Raw genomic sequence first — 16,410 nt, 5'->3', positions numbered from 1 at the left:
TCAGAGTTAATGCATCTTGTTACTCAAACTTGCGGTCTGATATTTTATCTGTGATACGGAAATAATCAAAATCAGCGTAGCCGCCGGCAGTTTTAGTAGCATAATTAAACAAGCCAAACCGGTAACCCATAAAATGCGGAATGGTATAAGCCATGTGTAAGGTATTGCCAATAGGCTCCCATGTTTTACCATCTAAACTGTAAGCAAACCCGACTTTGTCTGCACGGTCGCGAAAATTACATTCTGCTTTTAAAAATATCGTTTTCTGCTCCAGTGGTATGCGTTTAACTTCGGTACCTGCACCAGCTTCGCCGTTTACCATTACCAAATATTTGTTTCCACCTTCGGCTTTAACGCCTACCCAGCCAAACTTTTTTTGCAGCAATAATAAACCGGCACAGTCGCCGTCTTTCATATTTGTCACATCGAGCGCAGTAGTTGCAGAACTTACCGGACCAACAGTGCGCTGCGTAAGTGTATTTCGCGCTAAAAAGATGCTGGTATCTACACGCCCGGTGGTCAGCCTCAAATAACCGCGGCGCTGGCTGAGTGACCATAGCGCATTGTCGGGATTATGATTCCATTGCCAAACCAACGGGAGGGCGGGTTCGCCGCCTTTGCGGTTAAATTCATCAGAATTTATGATACCCGGAATCAGGCTTTTGTTGGCAGGTAAATTTAGTTCCGTAGGTACTTTACCATCCTCGCCAATAACAGGCCATTCTTCTTTCCAAGTTACAGGTACTAAATAAGGTATGCGACCAACGGCGCCGTTGTCCCGAAAAAGATAAGCATACCAGTCGCCTTTAGGCGTATTCACCAATCCGCCCTGGGCAACACCTTTGTCTTGTAAGCCTATGCGGCCTTCGTACGGCCCGGTAATACTATTGGCGCGATGAATAAGCACTGTGCGCATGCCACCCCGCGGCCACGAGATATTAAACAAGTAATATTTATTATTTATCTTAAAAAGCTGTGAACCCTCTGCCGGTAAACCTACATTCGGCCCGGCGGCCAGGCTTGCGTTGGCCACAATTTCTTTAGGTGTGGTGCCTGTTTTAACGCCGCTAAGGTCATCGTTTAACTCAGCCAGCATAATACGGCCGGCGCCGTAAACCATGTAAACCTTGCCGTCATCATCAAAAAATAAAGAGTGATCGTGCAGCGAGGGTTTAAATGAAATCTTTTTCCACGGTCCTTTTTCAATGTTTTTAGTGGAGTAGATATACGTTTTACCGGTAGTGCCCGCAAAGGTGCTTACGTAATAGGTGCCGTTATGGTACCGCAAGCTGCTTGCCCATGAGCCGCGGCCATATGTGCTTTTCCCGTTGTTTAAGTTAAGTTCGTCAACATCATCAAGGGTGTCATAAGCATAGCTTACCATTTTCCAGTTCACCAAATCGGTCGATTTCATGATGGGAACGCCGGGGCTCATGTGCATGGTAGTGCTGCTCATATAGTACACATTACCTACCCGGATCATGGATAAATCGGGTACATCGGCGTACAAAACTGGGTTAGCGGCTTTTTGTGCATGCAACGAATAACTCGAAACAATAGCTGCCGCAAAAAGTATAAGCGTTTTTAAGATAATGTTTTTTCTCACCATAGCATTTTTAGGTTTAAGTACAATTGGCTGGTGCTGTGCAGATGGCCGCCTAACAACAAACAAAAGATCCATTAAAAATTAACTACCTCCCAATAAGCTTTTTTGGGCTGCAAATCGGCGTTAAAAAGCAGCGGATAGTTTTTGCGGCCACGTCCGTTAAGCCAGGTGTAGCGGTCGGATACATTCCAGAAGGTTACGCCGGTAATATTTTTACGGTACTTGCGAAACACCTCAAAAACCATCTTGTATTTTTCCAGCTGCTGCTGCTCCATTTCGGGCGTAAATTCCGACTTTACCTGTTGTTGCTGTCCGTTAATCAATTGCCCGCCCTGGCGACCGGAATATACCGAAATATCCAACTCGGTAAACTGAATTTGCAATCCTAAAGACGAAAACATCTGGATAGATTTTTCCAGTTCTTCGCGGCTCGGATTATTTACCGACCAGTGTGCCTGCAAACCCACACCATTTATAGGTACGCCAGCATCTAACAGTCCCTTAAGTAACTTATAAATTTTTTCTCGTTTGGCAGGTTGCTCGGTGTTGTAATCATTATAAAATAAGGCAGCTTTAGGGTCGGCAGCATGTGCATATTCAAAAGCTTTAGCAATAAAATCCTGACCTGTAATCTGGCTCCATTTAGATTTACGTAAAAAAGTAGTGTCATCAGCAATAGCTTCATTTACAACGTCCCACGCATAAATCTTGCCTTTATAGCGCGATGCTACCGTAGTAATGTGGTCTTTTAAACGTTTAAGCAACACTTCTTTACTTACGTCGTTTCCGGCAGAGTCTTTAAACATCCAGGCTGGTGCCTGTGCATGCCAGCAAAGGTTATGCCCGCGAACTTTAATATGGTTGCGCTGGGCGAAAGCCATAATACTGTCCGCGTCGTTCCAATAATACCGGTTTTCTTCCGGATGCAGCGGTGCCATTTTCATGGCGTTTTCGGCCGTGATGCTGTTAAACTCTTTAACAATAAGTTTGCCTTCTTCGCTTTTTAATTCTCTTGGGGTAACAGCTACACCAATCGGAAAATATTTTTTATAGTAATCCTTTAGTCCTTTATCAGTGTCTATCCTGGCCGGACGCCAAGCAACGCCTGCCATGCATAGAGCCACAGCGCCTGCGCAGTAAATAAGGGTTTTTTTATACATCTTGTTTAATTTATAGTTTCGAGATATTTGGAGTTTGATTTTTTGGCGCCAGGCGATAAGAATGAGTGCACCAAAAACTGAGATAAAGTTAAATAGCTATAATATTTATTAAGGCTTAATTTGTTATTTAAGATTATAAAAATGTTCACACTTATATCTTTATTATAAGCCTTTAGCCGTATTGTGCACAAGCGATGCGTTCAAAATAGAGTAACCAGAAAAATAGCTTCTATGAAAACTTGTAGCCAACAGATAGAACGTACACTTAAATTGCTTAGGCATACCATAACGCTTTGAGTTTTACACGCTGATGCAAGAGTTACCTAAAAGTACACTTATTGAACTTATAAGGTGTTTTATTGTACAAATGTTCCATCCTGCGAGTAGCAGTGATGCTATATTTGTTCAACCAAAAAATTATAAACACCTATTTCTTAATTATTTTATTGGCCTGCCCATGCACCACTTAAATTAAAGTGTCTGAACGGTTATGTCAAAGATTGTCATTTGAGGGGTGTTTGATGAACCTGTATTATGCTCTCAAAAATTATAAAGAAGGCTTCTGCATTAAACTTTTTGCTGTTTTTTAGTTGCTCCCTTTTTGGGCAAAGTTCTAATTATCAGTTTACCGCCATCAGTTCAAAAGACGGGCTTTCATCTAATACGGTTAATGCTATTTTAAAAGACCGGTATGGTTTCGTGTGGTTTGCTACCGAAGATGGGCTTACCAAGTTTGATGGTTTAAATTATAATATATATAGGCATAATGCTAAAGATAGCACCAGTTTATGGTCTAATGAAGTAACAAGTTTGCATGAAGATAAACTGGGCAGGTTATGGGTGGGCACCACTGGCTCTCTACATCTTTTTGACCGGCAAAAAAACAGGTTTCGGCACTACAGATCAAACAACGAAGTGAATGGCTTTAGCAGTGCAGTAATTAAAGGTATTTGCAGTGACTCTAAAGGTGATATATGGGTGACCACATTAGGCGGCCTGAACCGACTTAACCCCACTACGGGACAAATTATCAAGTTTGGCGACATGCCAGATGTGCCTGATGACATAGGGCATCAGCCGGTGCTAACAGCATTTGAGGACAGAAATAAGCATATCTGGATTGGCGCCAAAAATGGCTTGTTCCGTTACGAGCGCGAAACGGGTAAGTTTATATCATTTTTACCCAATGCCAATGACCCGCAAAGTATAGCAGGAGGCACAGTTAAAGCTATTACCGAAGATGCTCAGGGAAACCTTTGGGTAGGTACAAACGGAGGGGTTTGCCGGTTACTGCCGGATGGCAGGCATTTTATTACGATCAATAATCAGGGCGCAGCCGGTAAGCGATTGTCCAACAATTCAGTATATGCCATGGCTTTAGCCGCACCCAATGTGTTATGGATAGGTACCGAGGATGGTTTGAATGTACTTAATCTGCAAAACGGAAATATTGATACTTATTTACCGGATGGACGAGACAGTTACAGTTTATCTGGCAATGCAATACGTTCTTTATTGATTGATAAGCAAGGTATTAGTTGGCTGGGTTTTTACATGGCCGGTATAAGTAAATACGACAGTAATCTCACTTTCTTTAATCTAAAAAAAGCGAATCCGTACGATGCGTTTGGCCTGAGCTCAAAATTTGTGACCTCTTTTGCGCCTGGAGACGGAAACAGTGTATTTGTAGGTACCGACGGCGGCGGCCTGTCATTATATAACAAGCAAACGGGTTTGTTTAAACGCTACCCAATTGTTTCGGCGCGTAAAAAGAACGACGGGCGATTAAATATCTTATCGCTTAAGCGTACACATGACGGCAGTTTGTGGATTGGTACATACCAGGATGGTCTGTTCAAGCTTAATCCGTCAACCGGGGCTATACGGCAGTATTTGAGCGGTTCGGGGGGGAATACCATTAATCATAACGAGATATTTTGTTTGGAGGAGGATAAGGCGGGTAAGTTATGGATAGGTACCAACGGCGGAGGAGTTAATGTTTTGGATCTTAAAACCGAAACCTTTAAGTACTATTTGCCTTTTGTGAACGCCGGTAATCAGTTCAGTTTGCCGCTCAATGGCTACATCCGCGACTTTAAAGAAGATAATAACGGCCGGATGTGGATTGCCTCGCACGGAACAGGTATTGCCATTTTTGATCCGCACAACAATCATTTTATTCTGCTGAGCCGCATAGCTAACAACCTGCCAAGTAACTTGATACAAACGTTGTTTAAAGACAGCAAAGGCGATATATGGGCAGGTAGCAGCGATGGATTGCTGAAAATTAATGCGCTAAGCAAGCATGTTGAGATGTTTGGCGAAAAACAAGGACTGGCCGATGGCATAGTACATAAAATACTCGAAGATCAACAAGGCAGAATATGGTTCAGTACCAATAAAGGTATAAGCTGGTTAGATCCCAAATTTAAGGAAATAACTAATTACAACTCTTTAAACGGTTTGCAAAGTGGCTCTTTTGAGCAAGGATCCGGATTGATAGATGCCAGCGGAACCATCTTTTTTGGCGGCACTGACGGGTTTAACTTTGTATTGCCGCAACACGGCATCAGGTACAACAAAAACCCTACGCCAATAGTATTTACCAGCCTTAAAGTAGGCGACAAAGAAATAACCACTGCCGATTCAACCATCTTGCAATCTGATATTTCGGTTACCGGCGATGTGCACCTGGATTATAAACAGAATTTTTCGATCAGCTTTGTGGGGTTGAACTTTACCGGCACCCGGCAAAATCACTACTATTATCGCCTTCGGAACTTTGATAAAGACTGGATTGATGCCGGAAGTAAAACCACAATTTACTATACCAATTTAAGTCCCGGCAAATATGTATTTGAGGTTAAGGTTAACAATAATGATGGTGCCGCAAACGGTGTAATCAAATCTTTGAATGTAACCATACAGCCGCCGTTTTGGATGACGATTTATGCCTATATCTTTTATGTAGCTGTATTTTGCGCCTTAATGCTGTACTTGCGCTACCGGGGCATTAAAGAGCTGAGCCGCGTTTTTAAAGAAGAAGAGGCCAAGCGCGAGGCCGAGCGGCTACGCGACCTGGACCGATTGAAAATAAAATTCTTAACCAACCTAAGTCATGACTTCCGTACGCCCATTGCGCTCATTATGGCACCGGTTGATAAATTACTGGCCGACGGTTTTGAGGATGGTGTAAGCGCGCAGGTTTTAGTGATTAAACGCAACGCAAGGCGTCTGCTCAATATGGTTAACCAGTTGTTCGACCTGCGTAAAATAGAAGAAGGCGAAATGAAACTTAACCTGGTAAAAGGAGATATTATTGCCTTTCAGAAAGAGGTGAGCGAATCGTTTACGGAGCTTTCTGAAAAGAAACAGATTGCCTTTGCCTTCAAATCTTCTATCAGCTCGCTGCAAACAAACTTTGACCATGATAAGTTAGAGCGTATTTTATTCAATCTGCTCTCTAACGCGTTTAAATTTACCTTAGCTGGCGGTAAGGTAATGCTGATTACTTACCTCAAAAAACAAGTATCTGATACCGAGCAGCCCTACCTGGTAATAGAAGTAACTGATACAGGTATTGGTATTGATAAAGAGCAGCAACAGCAGGTTTTTAAGCGTTTTTATCAAAATCGATTATCAGGCAACATCATGGAGGAGGGTAGTGGTATCGGACTATCTATCGTTAAAGAATTTATAGAACTGCACGGTGGTACTATTGAGGTGCATAGCGAACCGGGTAATGGCAGCACCTTCTGTATTTATTTGCCGGTTAAATCAAAAGAAATTCAGGCCATTCCAACCGTACAAACAGGCAGCTTGCCTGCCGATGTGCCAAAAGTTGCCGAGCCTGCAGAGCAAGCTATTGAAATACCGGTAGACAGTGAATTAACTGTTGCTGAAACACGGCCTTTGGTGTTAATTATTGAAGATAATGAAGATTTTAGGTATTACCTGCGCGACAATCTGAAACAGCACTATCGTGTTATTGAAGCGGCGGATGGCAAAGAGGGCTGGCAAAAAGCATTATCTACGCATCCTGAGCTTATTGTAAGCGATATTATGATGCCGCAAATGGATGGCATACAGCTTAGCCTGAAGCTAAAAGCCGATAAGCGCACCAGCCATATCCCCATTATTTTATTAACGGCATCAACCCGCGAAGAGGAGCAGATTAATGGCTTATCGTCTGGTGCGAATGATTATCTTACTAAGCCGTTTAGTTTCGAAATATTGATTATTAAAATCAATAACCTGCTGGCCTATAACCGCAATTTAAAAACTACTTATACCAAGCAATTTAAAGTAGAACCTGCCGCCATACAGGTCGAGTCTTTAAAAGAAAAGTTTCTGAAAACGGTGGTAGCTTACATTGAAGAAAATCTGCACAACTCACAGCTTTCGGTTGAGGACCTGAGCCGACATATGGGCATGAGCCGCGGATCTCTTTACAGTAAATTATTAGAGGTTACCGGCTTATCGCCAGTAGAGTTTATCAGGTCAATGAAACTCGAGAAGGCAGCTAAACTGATTGAAATCAGTGAGCTGAATATTGCGCAGATTGCTTATGCTGCAGGGTTTAGTACACCTAATTATTTTGCAAAATCATTTAAAACTAAGTACCAGATGCTGCCATCAGAGTACCTAAGTAAACATCGTAGGTCGGCCAAGCAAATGACGGAAAGCGAAGTTTAGTACTGTAGTTGCATGTTCGGGATTTTGTAATCGGAAATGTGATGAAAAGGGGCGAAGTAATAGCTTCCAGTGGATTTAAATTAGAAAGGACAGCCTCGCGCTGCCCTTTAAACCAAATTATAAATTTCCAGCCTAACGCAACATGCGTTGTATGAGATGAGAAACTCCGTAACAAAGATGGAATAATCAAACTCAGGTAAATAGCACTAAAAATCAATTATATATCACAAATGTTAAATTTTACCCGGATAGATAATAATTGGCTTTATGCAATTACCTTTTTATCACTGCTGATGATGAAAGGCGGCCTTAGAGCAGTGAAAGAGTAACGTCGGCAAAAGCTACTCATTTCCAATTAAAGTAGATACCTTGTCAGCGATATTTTTACATTACAATCGATTTAAATGTACCAGCAGGGCTTCTTGAACATAAGTATACTATTATTTGCAATTATTATAACAGAGCAGATGACCCTGACTATACCTTTGAAAAACAATGATGCTAAAGCTATTTAGTTAGCCTTTTCATCAAGGCCAATTTTAGACCCATAAATAACCAATTATATCGTTATGAAACAAAGTAAATTACCTGATACAAAATCACCCCTATTTTCAAAAAGTAAAATCATCACAAAAGCCATGTTGCTGCTGGCAACTGTAACCGTTACGGTGGGCAGTGCTTTTGCTCAGGGTGTTGTGCAGCCTGCTGCAGCAGGTTTTGACGTGGTGCGTGCCAACGTTAAGCATGGCAAAATCGATACGATAAGTTATGCTTCTAAAACGGTGGATACGGTACGCCGGGCATTGATTTACACTCCGCCGGGTTACTCAAAAAATAAAAGATATCCGGTACTCTACCTGTTGCACGGCATTGGTGGAGACGAAAAAGAATGGTTTAATGGCGGGCACCCACAGGATATTTTAGATAACCTGTATGCAGATGGCAAAATAGTACCCATGATTGTTGTATTGCCAAATGGCCGCGCTATGAAAAACGACCGTGCCACAGGTAACATCATGGCGGCTGATAAAGTAGCGGCCTTTGCAAATTTTGAGAAAGATTTATTGACCGACCTGATTCCTTACGTAGAAAAAAACTTTTCGGCATTAACCGATCGTGAACACCGGGCTGTTGCCGGTTTGTCGATGGGTGGCGGGCAATCGCTCAACTTTGGTTTAGGTAATTTGGACAAGTTTGCCTGGGTGGGTGCGTTTTCGGCTGCACCTAATACCAAAAAGCCTGAAGAGTTGCTACCTGATCCAGAGAAAGCTAAAAAAATGCTGAAACTACTCTTCATTTCGTGTGGTGCCAGCGATAACCTGATTTACAACAGTAAACGTACTCATGATTACCTGGCAGCTAAGGGTGTGCCTCATATTTATTTCATAGAGCCAGGCGTACACGATTTCAAAGTTTGGAAAAACGGCCTGTATATGTTTTCGCAGCTTATTTTTAAACCGGTAGATACGTCAACTTTTTCGCAGTATACCGTAGCCGCATCTAACTAAAGTTAAGTTTATAAAAGCATATTTAGTATTTGAGATATTATGAGATATAAGGTATTACTGGTTTTAGTATTAGTCTTAGCTTGTTTTACAAGTTTTGCACAGGATAAAAAGTTCTATATCTTCTTGTGTTTCGGCCAGTCGAATATGGAGGGTAATGCCAGGTTTGAGCCACAGGATACCACGGTTGATAGCAGGCTGAAAGTTTTACAGGCAGTTGATTGCCCAGAGCGTCATTTTACAAAAGATACCTGGCGTACCGCTACGCCGCCGCTTTGCAGGTGCAACACCGGCTTAACCCCTGCCGACTACTTTGGCCGCACTTTGTTAGCGCATCTGCCTGCTGATGTAAAAGTAGGAATCATCAACGTATCGGTAGCCGGGGCAAAAATCGAGGTTTTTGAAAAAGACCAGTATCAAACTTATCTGTCTACCGCTCCTGACTGGATGAAAAACACCGCAAAGCAGTATGACGGCAATCCTTATGCGAGGCTGGTTGAATTAGCTAAAATGGCTCAAAAAGAAGGCGTGATAAAAGGCGTGCTTTTGCACCAAGGCGAGTCAAATACTAACGATACTTTGTGGACAAAAAAAGTTAAAGGTGTTTATACCGGTTTGTTAGACGATTTGCACTTAAAAGCCAAAGCAGTACCATTACTGGCCGGTGAGTTAGTGAATGCCGACCAAAACGGTGCATGCGCATCCATGAATAAAATTATAGCCACGCTGCCGCAGGTTATTCCAACGGCTCATGTAGTATCATCGGCAGGATGCACCTGTGCCAAAGACCGGCTGCACTTTACGGCAGAGGGTTACCGCAAGTTAGGAAGCCGTTATGGTGCTACGATGTTAGCGCTGTTAGGATATAAAAACGTGGTGGTTGACTAAAACGTAATAAGGCGACCCATGACTAAATCAATAGAATTAAAAGGTAATAAGGTTGCACTGCTAAAATATGTTGGCGTTTTGGTATTCGTCATCATACTATCGTCTGCAAGATTATTAGCTCAGGATACTTTAGATTTATACTCGGGTAGGCCGGTGCCTAACGCCCGGCAGGTTAATATGTCTGCTTTGCCGGCTAAGCAGGCAATGGGCATGGTTTACCGGGTTATACGACCTTCGCTCGAAGTATATTTGCCGGCCGAAGGGACTGCAACAGGTGCAGCGGTTATTGTTTGCCCCGGTGGGAGTTATAAAGTGCTCACTTATGCCGGGGAGGGCGTTGCAACGGCTAAAGCTTTTGCAAAACGCGGTGTTACGGCATTTGTACTTAAATACCGCTTGCCCGACGATGCTATAACCAGTAATAAAACTATTGCGCCTTTGCAGGATGCGCAACGCGCCATCAAAATAGTGCGCGAGGGTGCGGATAAATGGCACCTGGATATTCACAAAATAGGTGTGGCAGGATTTTCTGCGGGCGGCCATCTGGCATCTACGCTGGCAACACATTACCGGCAGCCAGTGATTGAAAATGCTAATAACACCAGTCTCCGGCCCGATTTTTTAGTAGTAGTTTACCCAGTTATCAGTATGCAGGATTCACTCACGCATGCCGACTCAAGGCGCAATCTGTTAGGTAATAATCCAACAAACGAGTTAAAGAAATTGTACTCCAATGATTTACAGGTTGACGCCGAAACGCCACCTACCTACATTACTCACGCTGCCGATGATAAATTGGTGGACGTTGATAATTCCATCATGTTTTTCGAAAGTTTACGCCGTCACAAAGTGCCGGTCGAAATGCACATCTATCCGAAAGGCGGGCATGGGTTTATATTCGGCATGCCTGATTGGACAACGCCATTATTTACCTGGATGCAAAAAGCCAACTGGATTACTAAATAAGTATACAACCTGTATTAATAACAAATACATACCCCAAAGCACATCAGTATGAAATTAATAGTACGTTCGCTCACCATAGCTGGCCTGATGTTGCAGGCTGTATTAGCCAGTGCGCAAAACCCGTTAATCACCAACCAGTTTACTGCAGACCCATCGGCCAGGGTTTTCAACGGTAAAGTATATGTTTATCCGTCACATGACATTAAAGCTACGCCCGGACATGGCCGTGCAGGCTGGTTTGTGATGGAAGACTATCATGTTTTTTCGTCTGATAACCTAACTGACTGGACAGACCACGGCATGATTGTAAGCCAAACACTGGTGCCATGGGCCGACCCTGCATCTTACAGCATGTGGGCTCCCGATTGCATTGCGCGTAACGGTAAGTATTACTTTTATTTTCCAACCACTACTAAACCCGACGCTCCGGGCGGTCGTGGCCATTTTGCTGTAGGTGTTGCCACAAGCAATACCCCTGTGGGGCCATTTAAGCCCGAGGCGGAACCCATAAAAGGCGTGGTGGGTATTGACCCGAATGTATTTATAAATGATGATGGTCAGGCTTATTTGTATTGGTCGCAGGGTAATATTTATGCGGCTAAGCTAAAACCCAACATGCTCGAGATTGAAGGTGAAGTGAAAACCCTTGGTGATTTACCTGTTAAAGGCCTGAAAGAAGGACCTTATATGTACAAGCATAACGGGACTTATTACCTGACTTATCCTCACGTAGAAAACAAGACTGAAAGGCTGGAGTATGCCACCAGTAAGAGCCCATTAGGTCCGTTTAAGGTTACAGGGGTAATTATGGACGAAAACCCAACCGGCTGCTGGACCAACCACCATTCTATCATTGAATTTAAAGGACAGCATTATCTGTTTTATCACAGCAATGATTTGTCGCCGAGTTTTGATAAAAACCGGTCTATACATGCTGATAGCTTGTTTTTTAACACCGATGGAACAATAAAAAAAGTGGTACCTACTTTACGTGGTGTTGGTATTACTAAAGCTGGAAGCAAAATACAAATTGACCGGTTTAGCGATAAAGGTGAGGATGCCACAGTTGCATTTATTGATACCGCTAAAAAGTTTGACGGCTGGAAAAGTACGGTACCCGTATCTGCAAAAGGATGGATCAGGTACAATCGTGTAGATTTTGGTAAATCTGGCACTCAGCGTGTTACCGCCAAAGCATGGTCTGCCGGCGCCGGAGAACTGGAGATAAGAACAGGATCGCCAACCGGACCGGTAATTGCAACCATCAAAGTTCCGGCAGGGAAAGAATGGAGCGATTACAGTGCACCGGTTAAAAATAAAACCTCCGGTATAAATGACCTTTATTTCACTGCCAAAGGCTCTACGGTAGAGGTTGATTGGGTAAGCTTTAAATAAATTGAATTGTGCAGAAGGTTTAATGTTGTTTTTGAGACAGGCTTAAACTTCTAAGCTATTTGTTTGCACATCTGTGTCATCGCAAAAAAGTAAAAGCATCTACTTTCGTGCGGCAGCAACAGGTAAGCCTGCATCATCATTTAAATAATGTTGTGATGATGATGTGCTGTAGCGCAATTGAATAAGCCATAGTAAATTTTCTAAATTGGCATATCATGGTATCTGCTTACGATAAGCCAATTTGGATATACCTATAATATTTTGAAGATAGCATGTATAATAAAAAGTTCGTAATACTGGCCTCACTGGTTTTAGTGGCGCTATCCGGCGTACTCAAAGCACAAAATCCTATCATACAAACCATCTATACGGCCGACCCGGCACCCATGGTTTATAAAGACACGTTGTTTTTGTACACCGGGCACGATGAAGATAAATCGACCTGGTTTACGATGAATGACTGGCACATCTATTCAACAACTGATATGGTGAACTGGACGGACCGGGGGACAGGCCTGTCGCTCAAAAATTTTGAATGGGCAGTTAAAGACGCCTGGGCTGGGCAATGTATTCCGCGTAATGGCAAATTTTACTGGTATGTGCCTATCAATGCTAAAGGGTCGGGTATGTCAATCGGTGTGGCCGTGTCCGATCATCCTACCGGGCCATTCAAAGATGTTTTGGGTAAACCCATGATTTCGGGCGGTTGGGGTTATATTGACCCAAGTGTTTTTATTGATGACGACGGTCAGGCTTATTTGTACTGGGGTAACCCGCAGCTGTACTACGTAAAGCTGAATAAGGACATGACCTCTTACGACCAAAGGGTGGGTATTGTAAAGGTACCGCTTACTGATGAGGCTTTTAAATTACGCATTCATAACGCAAAAAATACTTTTAAATGGGCTAAATCTATAGATGGATTGCAATCGCACAGTATTAAAAATGCGGCCGATAGCAAATACTATTGGTTTGTCAGCGCGTTGGACAAAACCACTAACCGCAAGGTAATTGCCATAGCCCAAGGCGATAAAGCCAATGGGCCTTTTAAGGATGTTTTAGGAAAGCCGTTCATCACTGAGCATACAGATGCCGCAAACGTTAATCCAACGGTAATAACTGATGCCAACAAGCAGGCTTGGCTTGCCTGGAGCGATTCAAAGTTGTGGCGGGTAAAACTTAATGCTGATTGGACATCTTACGAACAATCTACTGGCATACAGCAGGTACCGGCCGACCAGCAAGAATGGTTTGCCGAAAAAATTAAAGGCACGGTGAGCTCAACCGAGAAAAGATTTACCACTTACGAGGAAGGCCCCTGGCTGTATAAACGTAAAAGCCTGTATTATCTGCTTTACCCCGCAGGCGGCGTGCCCGAGCATCTGGCCTATTCTACCGCGCCAAGCGCAACCGGACCCTGGACTTACCGCGATACCATTATGGATGTTATTGGTAAAGGCGGCGCATTTACCAACCATCCGGGTTTAATTGATTATAAAGGAAAAACTTATCTGTTTTACCATAACGGTGCATTAGAGGGCGGAGGTGGTTTTACCCGCTCGGTTTGTGTGGATGAAGTTCAATTTACTGCCGACGGACGTTTACCACGTGTAACGCCAACTACTACTGCCATTAGCAAAGCGGTTAAAAACCTAAACCCATACAATAGAGTAGAAGCCGAAACTATTGCCTGGGAAAAAGGAGTAGAAACAACAACTAACGGTAACAAATCCGTTTACGTTACAGACATTGACAATAACGACTACATCAAAATACGCAGTGTTGACTTTACTAAAGGAGCAGGCCGTTTCGAGGCCAGTGTAATACCCTTAGCGGGAGGTAGTATAGAAGTAAGGCTGGATAAACCCGATGGTGTTTTGATAGGTACTTGTGAGGTTGCCAAAAGTAAAGGAAGCGAGATGTGGCAAAGCTTAAACGCAAAAGTTGCCGCGGTAAAAGGCCTGCACGATGTATGCCTGGTGTTTAAAGGCGGAAACGAAAAGCTATTTAATTTTGATTGGTGGCGGTTTGCTGCGAAATAATGATTTACAAAAACGAACTAATGAATACATTATATAAAAAGATATTACCTGCATTTGCCGTCGTGGTATTAAACGTGTTTGCAGGGGCCGTAAAGGCGCAGGCGCAAACCGTTTGGCTCGACGAATTAGACCTGAGCAACGCTACCCAGGGTTACGGGGTGCCTAAAAAAAATAAAACGGTTGATGGTAAGACAATCACCATTGCCGGCAAAACTTTTAAACGCGGTTTCGGCACCCATGCCGAAAGTTCATTAATGATTGAACTCAATGGCAAGGCATCAACATTTACCACCCACGTAGGTATTGATGACGAAATAAAAGGTCACGAACCTGCTGCCGAGTTTGTGGTAAGCGGCGATGGTAAAAAATTATGGTCGAGCGGCGTAATGCGCCTGGGCGATAGCGCCCGGTTTTGCAAAGTAAACGTGACCAGGGTGAAAATGCTGGAGTTAATAGTAACGGATGGCGGTAACGGTAACTATTACGATCATGCCGACTGGGCAGATGCAAAATTTGAAATAAGTGATGCAGGCGGTATCGCTACCTTTAATCCTATTGCCAAAGTACCTTATATACTAACGCCCAAGGCACCTGCATCACCCCGCATTAATGGAGCGTCGGTATTTGGCGTTCGACCGGGCTCTCCAGTGCAATTCCAGGTAGCAGCCACGGGCAACCGCCCAATGGTTTACACGGCTGCCGGGCTGCCTAAGGGTGTTAACATTAACAAAAGTACCGGGCTAATTACCGGGCGGCTTAACGCAGCCGGAACTTATGTGGTAACATTAACGGCCAAAAATGCAAAAGGCAGCGCTCAGCGAAAATTACGTATTGTATGCGGCGAGCATATGGCGCTTACACCACCCATGGGTTGGAACAGTTGGAACTGCTTTGCCGGCGAGGTGTCGGCCGAAAAGGTTAAACGTGCTGCAGCAGCCATGGTTAAAAGCGGGTTAATAAATCATGGTTGGACTTATATTAATATTGATGATTTTTGGCAAAATAACCGCGATTCTAAAGATCAGACCCTGCGCGGTAAGTTTCGTGACGAAGCAGGCAATATTATGCCCAATGTGCGGTTTGGTAATATGAAAGGTCTTGCCGACAGTATACATCAGTTAGGTTTAAAAGTAGGCTTATATTCAAGCCCCGGCCCCTGGACTTGCGGCGGATGTGCAGGCAGTTACGGTTACGAAAAACAGGATGCACAAATTTACGCCAAGTGGGGATTTGACTATCTTAAATATGACTGGTGCAGCTATGGCAACGTTATTGACGGTTTGCCTGATAACGACCCCGATAAAGTAAGTTCATTATCTTACAAAGGAGGTAACCAATTAGCTACCGCTATTAAGCCTTTTGACTTGATGGGTAAATATCTGCTTGAGCAGCCGCGCGATATTGTGTTTAGCTTATGCCAGTATGGTATGTCGGATGTATGGAAATGGGGAGGCTCAACTGGCGGTTCTTTATGGCGTACCACTAACGATATTACCGATACATGGACGAGCGTAAAAAATATAATATTAGCGCAGGATAAATCTGCTCCCTGGGCAAAACCCGGCAACTGGAACGACCCTGATATGCTTGTAATTGGCACCGTAGGGTGGGGTAGCCCGCACCCGAGTAAGCTAAAACCTGATGAGCAATACCTGCATTTTAGCTTGTGGAGCCTTTTTGCAGCCCCGCTGCTTATTGGTTGCGACATGGAAAAACTGGATGAGTTTACCCTCAACTTACTTACCAATGATGAGGTGATTGCTATAGACCAGGACCCTTTGGGCAAACAAGCTACTTGTGTACAAACGATAGGAGAATTAAAAATATATACCAAACAGCTCGAAGACGGAAGTAAGGCGGTTGGTTTCTGTAACTTTGGGATGCAGCCGGTTAAGCTTTCTTACAATGATTTTAAGCAGTTAGGCATATCTGGTAAGCAAACCGTTCGCGATTTATGGCGTCAAAAAAATGTGGCGGCTGTAACGGCTGGCAAAGATCAATTGCCGTTAAACGTACCTGCCCATGGTGTGCTGCTTTATAAATTCAGTAAGGCAAAAGCTTAATTTTCATAATCTTACACTCTTGTTTTTTTAATAAAAATATCACTTAAAACTATTATCTGATGGGCTTGTAAATAATGTATGCGGCCAAAA

The 16,410-nt window shown here is 43.4% G+C and carries 9 protein-coding genes; 7 read left to right on the top strand and 2 right to left on the bottom strand.

Features of this window, described 5'->3' with window-relative positions:
* Positions 1 to 19 precede the first annotated feature (19 nt).
* A complete protein-coding gene (locus AAGR14_RS16485; protein WP_342645334.1) occupies positions 20 to 1,609 on the bottom strand; it encodes a glycoside hydrolase 43 family protein in 1,590 nt (529 codons plus the stop codon).
* Positions 1,610 to 1,680: 71 nt separating this feature from the next.
* The gene (locus tag AAGR14_RS16480; RefSeq protein ID WP_342645333.1) at positions 1,681 to 2,766 is read right to left on the bottom strand and encodes an endo-1,4-beta-xylanase; all 1,086 of its coding nucleotides are present in this window, start codon (positions 2,764 to 2,766) and stop codon (positions 1,681 to 1,683) included.
* Positions 2,767 to 3,300: 534 nt separating this feature from the next.
* Between AAGR14_RS16480 and AAGR14_RS16475 the strand changes: the two genes are divergently transcribed.
* From AAGR14_RS16475 to AAGR14_RS16445, 7 genes are all read left to right on the top strand, one after another.
* Positions 3,301 to 7,461, top strand: a complete 4,161-nt coding sequence (locus AAGR14_RS16475) for a two-component regulator propeller domain-containing protein (RefSeq protein ID WP_342645332.1) — start codon at positions 3,301 to 3,303, stop codon at positions 7,459 to 7,461.
* A 569-nt stretch (positions 7,462 to 8,030) separates the two neighbouring features.
* Positions 8,031 to 8,969 carry an alpha/beta hydrolase-fold protein gene (locus tag AAGR14_RS16470; protein ID WP_342645331.1) on the top strand — a complete coding sequence of 313 codons (939 nt, stop codon included), beginning with the start codon at positions 8,031 to 8,033 and terminating at the stop codon, positions 8,967 to 8,969.
* 39 nt (positions 8,970 to 9,008) lie between these two features.
* Complete coding sequence (locus tag AAGR14_RS16465) at positions 9,009 to 9,854, top strand: sialate O-acetylesterase (RefSeq protein WP_342645330.1); 846 nt, start codon at positions 9,009 to 9,011, stop codon at positions 9,852 to 9,854.
* Positions 9,855 to 9,872: 18 nt separating this feature from the next.
* Positions 9,873 to 10,820, top strand: a complete 948-nt coding sequence (locus AAGR14_RS16460; protein WP_342645329.1) for an alpha/beta hydrolase — start codon at positions 9,873 to 9,875, stop codon at positions 10,818 to 10,820.
* A 48-nt stretch (positions 10,821 to 10,868) separates the two neighbouring features.
* The gene (locus tag AAGR14_RS16455; protein WP_342645328.1) at positions 10,869 to 12,215 is read left to right on the top strand and encodes a family 43 glycosylhydrolase; all 1,347 of its coding nucleotides are present in this window, start codon (positions 10,869 to 10,871) and stop codon (positions 12,213 to 12,215) included.
* A 272-nt stretch (positions 12,216 to 12,487) separates the two neighbouring features.
* Entirely contained in the window at positions 12,488 to 14,257 is a 1,770-nt protein-coding gene (locus AAGR14_RS16450) for a family 43 glycosylhydrolase (RefSeq protein WP_342645327.1), read from the top strand.
* Positions 14,258 to 14,277: 20 nt separating this feature from the next.
* Complete coding sequence (locus AAGR14_RS16445) at positions 14,278 to 16,320, top strand: NPCBM/NEW2 domain-containing protein (protein ID WP_342645326.1); 2,043 nt, start codon at positions 14,278 to 14,280, stop codon at positions 16,318 to 16,320.
* Positions 16,321 to 16,410: the final 90 nt, after the last annotated feature.

This window comes from Mucilaginibacter sp. CSA2-8R (assembly GCF_038806765.1).
In the GTDB taxonomy this organism is placed as follows: Bacteria; Bacteroidota; Bacteroidia; order Sphingobacteriales; family Sphingobacteriaceae; genus Mucilaginibacter.
This window is presented reverse-complemented; position numbering and strand designations above follow the sequence as displayed.

Coding starts and splice junctions, on each gene's coding strand:
- AAGR14_RS16475 (WP_342645332.1), top strand. CDS start 3,301: ATGCTCTCAAAAATTATAAAGAAGGCTTCTGCATTAAACTTTTTGCTG.
- AAGR14_RS16455 (WP_342645328.1), top strand. CDS start 10,869: ATGAAATTAATAGTACGTTCGCTCACCATAGCTGGCCTGATGTTGCAG.
- AAGR14_RS16445 (WP_342645326.1), top strand. CDS start 14,278: ATGAATACATTATATAAAAAGATATTACCTGCATTTGCCGTCGTGGTA.
- AAGR14_RS16485 (WP_342645334.1), bottom strand. CDS start 1,609: ATGGTGAGAAAAAACATTATCTTAAAAACGCTTATACTTTTTGCGGCA.
- AAGR14_RS16480 (WP_342645333.1), bottom strand. CDS start 2,766: ATGTATAAAAAAACCCTTATTTACTGCGCAGGCGCTGTGGCTCTATGC.
- AAGR14_RS16460 (WP_342645329.1), top strand. CDS start 9,873: ATGACTAAATCAATAGAATTAAAAGGTAATAAGGTTGCACTGCTAAAA.
- AAGR14_RS16450 (WP_342645327.1), top strand. CDS start 12,488: ATGTATAATAAAAAGTTCGTAATACTGGCCTCACTGGTTTTAGTGGCG.
- AAGR14_RS16470 (WP_342645331.1), top strand. CDS start 8,031: ATGAAACAAAGTAAATTACCTGATACAAAATCACCCCTATTTTCAAAA.
- AAGR14_RS16465 (WP_342645330.1), top strand. CDS start 9,009: ATGAGATATAAGGTATTACTGGTTTTAGTATTAGTCTTAGCTTGTTTT.